The 3583-nt window shown below is 34.6% G+C and carries 4 protein-coding genes; 2 read left to right on the top strand and 2 right to left on the bottom strand.

The features are described from left to right. Positions 1-216 precede the first annotated feature (216 nt). Positions 217-648 carry a ribose 5-phosphate isomerase B gene (rpiB, locus tag FPG59_RS14815; protein ID WP_086455338.1) on the top strand — a complete coding sequence of 144 codons (432 nt, stop codon included), beginning with the start codon at positions 217-219 and terminating at the stop codon, positions 646-648. 74 nt (positions 649-722) lie between these two features. Here the strand turns inward: rpiB and FPG59_RS14810 are convergent, their stop codons facing one another. After that, entirely contained in the window at positions 723-1013 is a 291-nt protein-coding gene (locus FPG59_RS14810; protein WP_086455337.1) for a DUF1294 domain-containing protein, read from the bottom strand. A 53-nt stretch (positions 1014-1066) separates the two neighbouring features. Between FPG59_RS14810 and FPG59_RS14805 the strand changes: the two genes are divergently transcribed. After that, positions 1067-3190, top strand: coding sequence for a Tex family protein (locus FPG59_RS14805; RefSeq protein WP_086455336.1), 2124 nt, complete (start codon positions 1067-1069; stop codon positions 3188-3190). A 72-nt stretch (positions 3191-3262) separates the two neighbouring features. On the opposite strand, the gene FPG59_RS14800 is transcribed toward FPG59_RS14805, so the two are convergent. Continuing rightward, a complete protein-coding gene (locus tag FPG59_RS14800) occupies positions 3263-3463 on the bottom strand; it encodes a twin-arginine translocase TatA/TatE family subunit (RefSeq protein WP_086455335.1) in 201 nt (66 codons plus the stop codon). Positions 3464-3583 lie beyond the last annotated feature (120 nt).

The raw sequence follows: 3583 nt of genomic DNA, 5'->3' as shown, positions 1-3583 counted from the left end.
GTTACTTTTTACACTGATTTACAAGTATTTATACACTTATTAAAATTGTTAATAACTGCTAAATATTTCATTACTAAGTCTTTAAATAATATTATAAAAATGGCCTGAAAATAGTGTTTATAACAATCAATTTTAGGCAACAAACTTAGCGGTATTTACTCCTTAATAGTTGAATAGTTTCTCTAAATTTGCAACACACAACTTAAAACATACAAAATGAAAATTTCAATAGGAAACGATCACGCCGGACCAGATTACAAAAAGGCAATTGTTGAAATGCTTATCGCAAAAGGACATCAAATAACCAATTATGGAACTGATTCAGTTGATAGTGTTGATTATCCTGATTTTGGGCATCCAGTAGCTACTGATGTAACAGAAGGTAAAGCTGATTTAGGAATTGTAATTTGCGGAAGCGGAAACGGAATTGCAATGACTGTTAATAAACATGCTCAAGTTCGTGCTGCTTTGTGTTGGACTAAGGAAATTGCAGTTTTAGCGCGCCAACATAATGATGCTAATATTATTAGTATTCCAGCTCGTTTCACTTCAATTCCACAAGTATTAGAAATGGTTGAAGCTTTTATTACTACTGATTTCGAAGGCGGCAGACACCAAAATCGTGTCAATAAAATAGCCTGTCCATAAAATTTTGGCTGCTTCGCAGCTTTATAATTACATCAAGCTCGGTTTTTCACTGGGCTTTTTTTATTTTCTATTGACTAAATTAATGTTTTATCACTTAAAATTCCAAAGTTAAAACATAGATAGAGCAGTGCAATTTGTAAAGTAGCAAGTAACCAAAACTTCCATAAATAGCTTTTTTTCGAAGTTTTATGTCTAAAAATTATCATCGCTAAACCCGAACCAATTGTTCCGCCTAGAAATATAAAACTCAAAAGAGTACGTTCTGAGATTCTTTTTTTGTGATTTTTAGCTAAATATTTATCGTAGCCTATACTCGTAAAAGCGATTAGGTTTATCACAAAAAAGAAACAGAATAAAACAGTCATTTGATTTAAATTAAAGTCAAAGATATTATTTTAGCCTTTAGAAAATAGAGACAATGACAAATATAGATTTCATTAAAAAACAGGTCGCTACAGCAGCCATAAACATTCAAAAAACAGTTCAACTTTTACAAGAAGATTGCACAATTCCGTTTATTTCCCGTTATCGGAAAGATACCACTGGAAATCTTGATGAAGTTCAAATTGAACAAATCGCCAAACTTCAAAAAGAATACGAAGCGATTGCAAAACGCAAAGAAGCAATCGTAAAATCAATTGAAGAGCAAAACGGATTAACTCCAGAATTGAATAAAAAGATACAACAAAGTTTTGATTTACAGGAATTAGAAGATTTGTATTTGCCTTTCAAAAAGAAGAAAAAAACCAAAGCTGATGTGGCTCGAGAAAATGGTTTAGAACCTTTAGCGAAAATCATCATGGCTCAAAATAAAGATGATGTTGAGTTCCTAGCAACGAAATATTTGAACGATAATGTAGCGAATGAAGATGCTGCTTTGCAGGGTGCAAGAGATATTATTGCAGAATTGATTAACGAAAATATTTTTGTTCGTAAACAATTGCGTCGTTTATACGAGCGCAAAGCAACCATTACAACCAAAGTAGTAAAAACCAAAAAAGACGAAGAAGGCGCTCAAAAATTCAATCAATATTTTGATTGGTCTGAACCGTTGACAAAAGCACCTTCACATAGATTATTAGCAATGCTTCGTGCCGAAAATGAAGGTTTTATCAAGTTTAAAGTCGAAGTCGATTTGGACGAAGCCTATGATATTATTGATGAATTGGTTTTAAAAGGAGACAGTCCAGCCACGCCACACGTACAATTAGCCATTGAAGACAGCTACAAACGATTGCTAAACCCTGCTATTTCAAACGAAGCTTTGCAGGAAGCGAAAGCCAAGGCTGATGCCAATTCTATTCAGGTTTTTGCTACTAATTTAGGGCAGTTATTGCTTGCGCCACCGTTGGGTGAAAAAAGAATTTTAGCCATCGACCCAGGATTTCGTTCAGGTTGTAAAGTAGTATGCTTAGATGAAAAAGGCGATCTAATTTACAATGAAACTATTTATCCGCATGCGCCACAAAACGAAACCGCGATGGCCATGAAAAAGATAAAATCAATGGTGAATGCCTACAATATTGATGCAATTTCAATAGGAAACGGAACGGCATCTCGAGAAACCGAATTCTTTATCAAGAAAATTGCTTTTGATAGAGCTGTTCAGGTTTTCATCGTTTCAGAGGCGGGTGCTTCGGTATATTCGGCATCAAAAATTGCTCGTGAAGAATTCCCTAATTATGATGTCACGGTTCGGGGTTCGGTTTCTATCGGTCGCCGATTGAGTGATCCTTTGGCGGAGTTGGTAAAAATTGACCCAAAAGCCATTGGCGTAGGCCAATACCAGCACGATGTAGATCAAAGTAAATTGAAAGAAGAACTGGATACAACGGTTATTCGATGTGTAAACTCTGTGGGCGTCAACATCAATACGGCGAGTAAACATTTGTTGAGTTATGTGAGTGGAATAGGAGAGAAGCTTGCCGAAAATATTGTGAATTACCGTTCAGAAAATGGTCCTTTTGAGGATCGAAAACAACTCAAAAAAGTACCTCGTTTGGGCGAAAAAGCCTTCCAGCAAGGGGCTGCTTTTATTCGAATTAAAGACGGGAAAAACCCATTGGATAACTCAGCCGTTCACCCCGAAGCTTATTCAATTGTGGAAAAAATGGCTAAAGATTTGAAGTTGAAAGTAACCGATTTAATTGGTAACAAAGAGAAAACAGCCTTAATCAAACCAGAAAATTATGTTACGGCTGAAATAGGTTTATTGACTTTAAAAGACATTATTAAGGAATTAGAAAAACCCGGTTTAGACCCGAGAAAAGCTGCAAAAGTTTTCGAATTTGATCCGAATGTAAAAACGATTAAAGACGTAAAAACAGGAATGATTTTGAACGGAATTGTCAATAACATTACCAATTTTGGTTGTTTTGTAGACTTGGGTATTAAAGAAAGTGGATTGGTACACATCTCTCAACTCAAAGCAGGCTTTGTAAGCGACGTAAACGAAGTGGTGAAACTCCACCAACATGTTACCGTAAAAGTCACCGAAGTTGATGAGGATAGAAAGCGAATTCAGTTGACGATGGTTTTGTAAAATAAAAAAGTCCTAGTTCTTAAAATTAATTAAGAACTAGGACTTTTTAAAATATTGTTTTTTAAAAAAAGATTACTCTTTTGTTTCTTCTTTTTTACTTAAAGTCTGGCTGTCTTCTTTTGCAGCATTCTTAAATTCCTTGATCCCACCACCAAGACCTTTCATTAATTCCGGTATCTTTTTACCACCAAAAAGGAGTAAAACAACAGCAATGATTAAAATCCATTCTGAACCACCCGGCATGAAACCTAAAGTTATGTTTAAAAAGTTCATATCTCTAATATTTAAATATAAGTCACAAAGGTAAATAGAAATATGCATCCTAAATTTTTTTTAGTGTGTTTTTTTAATGCAAGCACCGTTAAAAATTTACTAAAAAAGAGATTTCTATTT

Origin of the sequence: Flavobacterium sp. FPG59, from assembly GCF_002150205.1 — a bacterium.
Taxonomy (GTDB): Bacteria; Bacteroidota; Bacteroidia; order Flavobacteriales; family Flavobacteriaceae; genus Flavobacterium.
Note: the sequence above shows the minus strand (reverse complement) of the source record. Positions and strands in the feature narration are given on the sequence as shown.